Source organism: Microbacterium sp. CPCC 204701, assembly GCF_004010105.1.
Lineage (GTDB): Bacteria > Actinomycetota > Actinomycetes > Actinomycetales > Microbacteriaceae > Microbacterium.
The window spans coordinates 1-3,753 of the sequence record NZ_RRYE01000298.1 but is presented as its reverse complement, the minus strand read 5'-3'; the positions used below and the strand labels follow the sequence as shown (position 1 = coordinate 3,753).

Genomic DNA, 3,753 nt, shown 5'->3' with positions numbered 1-3,753 from the left:
CGCGGCGACGGCGTCGCGCGCCCACAGCAGCACAGCCCGCAGCGCGACCACGGCCGCCAGAGCCCCGAGGGCGGGCGCGAGCGAGGGCAGCGGCATCCCGTCGATCGCCCCGGTGATCGCGGTCGTCAGCAGCCACGCGAACGCGACGATGATGAGCGTCTGCGCGAACGCGATCGCGCCGATCGCGACGAAGAAGCCGCGCGAGGCGGTCGCGTAGCGCAGCAGCCGGGGATCGACGGGCTTTGCCGGCAGGCGCCCGGGCCCGTCGTCTTGCGTCTCGTCCATGGCGTGTTCGACCCTGCCCAGGGGTCTCCTTCTCAGTGTGCGACCGTCGCGGCCGCTTCGATGTGCGAACGGGCGATGCGCTTGCGGAAGATCCAGTACGTCCACCCCTGGTACAGCAGCACCAGCGGCAGGAAGATGAGCGCCGCCCACGACATGATCGTCAGGGTGTAGTCGGTGCTCGAGGCGTTCTCGATCGTCAGGCTGTAGGCCGGGTCGGTCGTCGACGGCATGACGAAGGGGAACAGCGCGAACCACACCGCGAGCACCGACGAGACGATCGTGAACGAGCCGAGGCCGAAGGCCCAGCCCCCGCGTCCGCGGGCATTGGCGATCCACGAGCCGAAGAGCAGCACTGCGGCGACCGCCGCGAGCATCATCGTGACCATCGCGAGCTCGCGCCCCTGTGCGAACGCCATGACGACGGTCCACACGAGGAACGCGGCGGCGACGAGGATCGTAGGCGCCCCGGCCCGCGCGGCGAGTCGGCGGGCGTCGGCCGACACCTGCCCGTCGGTCTTGAGTGCCACGAAGTACACGCCGTGCGTGAAGAACAGCAGCAGCGTCGTGGCGCCGCCGAGCAGGCCGTACGGGTTGAAGAGCGTCAGAAGCGACCCGGTGAACTCCATGTGCCGGTCGATCGGCACGCCCTGCACGATGTTCGCGACGGCGACGCCCCACAGGAACGCCGGCAGGGCCGAGCCGATCACGATCATGCGGTCGAAGGACCTCTTCCACCGCAGCCCTTCGCGCTGGTGGCGGTACTCGAACGAGACGCCGCGGGCGATGAGTGCGAGCAGGATCACGAGCAGCGCCAGGTAGAACCCGCTGAACAGCGTCGCGTACCAGTGCGGGAAGGCGGCGAACAGGCACGCGCCCGCGACGATGATCCACGTCTCGTTGAGGTCCCACACGGGTCCGATCGTGTTGATCACCTGGCGGCGGCTGACATCGTCCTTGCCGAGGAATGGCAGTGACATGCCGACGCCGAAGTCGAAGCCGTCGAGCACGAAATATCCGACGAACAGGAATCCGACGATCCAGAACCAGAGGTAGGCGAGATCCATGACGTTCTCCTGGGGCTCCTAGTAGACCGTGGTCGGGGTGTCGGCGACGGCGATATCGCGCGGGTCGGGATCGTCGGGTCCGGGCAGCGGCTCGGGGCCGGTCTTCGCGGTCTTCACGATGAGGCCGAACTCGACGACGGCCAGGGCGGCGTAGATGAGCGTGAACGCCGTGAGCGAGATGAGCACGGTCCACCCCAGGACGTTCGGCGAGACGCCGTCCTCGGTCAGCATCAGGCCGAAGACGATCCACGGCTGCCGGCCCATCTCGGTGAAGACCCACCCGACGAGGATCGCCAAGAGCGACGCGGGCCAGGCCCAGATCGCCAGCTTCCAGGCCCACGCGGGAACCTCGCGCACGGCCTTCCTGCGGGTGAGCCACAGACCCGCCACGGCGGTCGACGCGGCGATGGAACCGAGCCCGATCATCCAGCGGAACGACCAGTACGTGACCCACACGATCGGTGCGAAGCTGCCGTCGACCCGATCGGCGAACTCGGGGAACATCTCGGTCGTGTACGCCAGGTTGAGGTCGTTGATGCCTTCCACGCAGCCGTCGATCGAGTGCGTCGACAGGAAAGCCAGCAGATACGGCACGCGGATCGAGAACAGCTCTGCCGAGCCGTCCGGTGTGCCGAGCGTGAACACCGAGAACGAGGCATCCGCCCCGCAGGCGCTGTCGAACATCGCCTCGGCCGCCGCCATCTTCATCGGCTGCGTCGCGACCATGACGAGGCTCAGCTGGTCGCCAGACAGGGCGACGCCGCCGAACGCGACGACCATGCCCCACAGGCCGTACTTCAGCGACGACCGCATCATCTCGACGTTCCGGCCCCGCAGCAGGTGCCAGGCAGAGATCGAGATGATGACGCCCGCGGTCATCATGAACGCCGCGAACAGGGTGTGGGGGAGCGCCGCGATCGCGACGGGGTTCGACAGCACCGCGAAGAAGTCGGTCATCTCGGCGCGCGAGCCGTCGTCCGCCATGCGGAAGCCGACCGGATTCTGCATGAACGCATTCGCGGCGAGGATGAAATAGGCCGAGAACCAGGCCCCGATCGTAGCGATCCAGATGCTCGCGAGGTGCAGCGCCCGAGGCAGCTTGTCCCAGCCGAAGATCCACAGGCCGATGAACGTCGCCTCGAAGAAGAAGGCCATCAGCCCCTCGAACGCCAGCGGTGCGCCGAACACATCGCCGACGAAGCGCGAGTACGCCGACCAGTTCATGCCGAACTGGAACTCCTGCACGATGCCCGTGACGACGCCCATCGCGAAGTTGATCAGGAAGATCTTGCCGAAGAACCGTGTGAGGTGCAGCCACTTCACGTTGCCGGTGCGGTGCCACGCAGTCTGGAAGATCGCCACGGTCAGTGCCATGCCCAGCGTGAGCGGCACGAACAGGAAGTGGTAGAGCGTGGTGAGGCCGAACTGCCAGCGGGCCAGCAGCAGGGGGTCCAGCAGATCCATCATGCGCTTCCGATCGTTCCCGAGATCGTGTGGTCTGACCACATTAGCATGTGGTCAGACCACAGAGCCGACGATGATCGGCCGCGCCCTGTGCTTTCGCCCGGGGCTACTCTCGAACCATGGCGAACCGGGCACGGCGATCGGGGACGCCCGCGTGAACGCGATCCCGGTCACGATCGGGCGACGGATGCCGGCACCCGCGGCATCCGCCGACTTTGAGCGCGTCGCGGTCGGGAGCCCGCTCGTCGACACGCACGGCCGCGTGCACCGCGACCTGCGCATCTCGCTCACCGACCGCTGCTCGCTCCGGTGCACGTACTGCATGCCCGAGCAGGGCAACGAATGGCTCGCGAAGACGAGCATCCTGACCCTCGACGAGATCGAGCGCGTCGCACGGATCGCCGCGGCCGACGGCATCACCACGTTCCGCCTCACCGGCGGCGAGCCGCTGCTGCGCACCGACATCGTCGACGTCGTACGCCGGCTCGCCGCGATCGTGGGCCGCGACGGCCGGCCCGTCGAGATCGCGATGACGACGAACGGCATCCGCCTGCCCGAGGTGCTGCCGGCGCTCGTCGACGCCGGACTCTCGCGGCTCAACATCTCGCTCGACACGCTGCGACCCGACCGCTTCCGCGAGCTCACTCGGCGCGACCGGCTCGGCGACGTGCTCGACGCGATCGCGGCGGCTGCGGCATCCGGTCTGCGTCCGCTCAAGCTCAACGCGGTCGCGATGCGCGACGTCAACGACGACGAGCTCGTCGACCTCGTCGAGTTCGCGATCGCGCACGACGCGCAGATGCGGTTCATCGAGCAGATGCCGCTCGACGCCGGGCACACGTGGGACCGCGCGCGCATGGTGACGCAGGACGAGATCCTCGCCGCGCTCGGCCGGCGGTGGCGGCTGACTCCCGTCCCCGGCCGCGGGGGAGCGCCCGCC

At 68.3% G+C, this 3,753-nt stretch carries 3 protein-coding genes and 1 pseudogene; 1 reads left to right on the top strand and 3 read right to left on the bottom strand.

Translation table 11 applies throughout. From position 1 onward, the window contains the following. The 3 genes and pseudogenes from EIO58_RS14255 to EIO58_RS14245 form a co-directional block, all read right to left on the bottom strand. Positions 1–285: pseudogene (locus tag EIO58_RS14255) on the bottom strand (thiol reductant ABC exporter subunit CydD); the annotation flags it as partial. A gap of 32 nt (positions 286–317) precedes the next feature. Next, entirely contained in the window at positions 318–1,349 is a 1,032-nt protein-coding gene (gene cydB / locus EIO58_RS14250) for a cytochrome d ubiquinol oxidase subunit II (RefSeq protein WP_127820084.1), read from the bottom strand. An 18-nt stretch (positions 1,350–1,367) separates the two neighbouring features. Next, entirely contained in the window at positions 1,368–2,813 is a 1,446-nt protein-coding gene (locus tag EIO58_RS14245) for a cytochrome ubiquinol oxidase subunit I (protein WP_127820086.1), read from the bottom strand. 187 nt (positions 2,814–3,000) lie between these two features. On the opposite strand from EIO58_RS14245, the gene EIO58_RS14240 reads away from it, so the two are divergent. Then, the coding region (locus EIO58_RS14240) for a GTP 3',8-cyclase MoaA (protein ID WP_127820085.1) at positions 3,001–3,753 on the top strand (753 nt) is incomplete at its 3' end.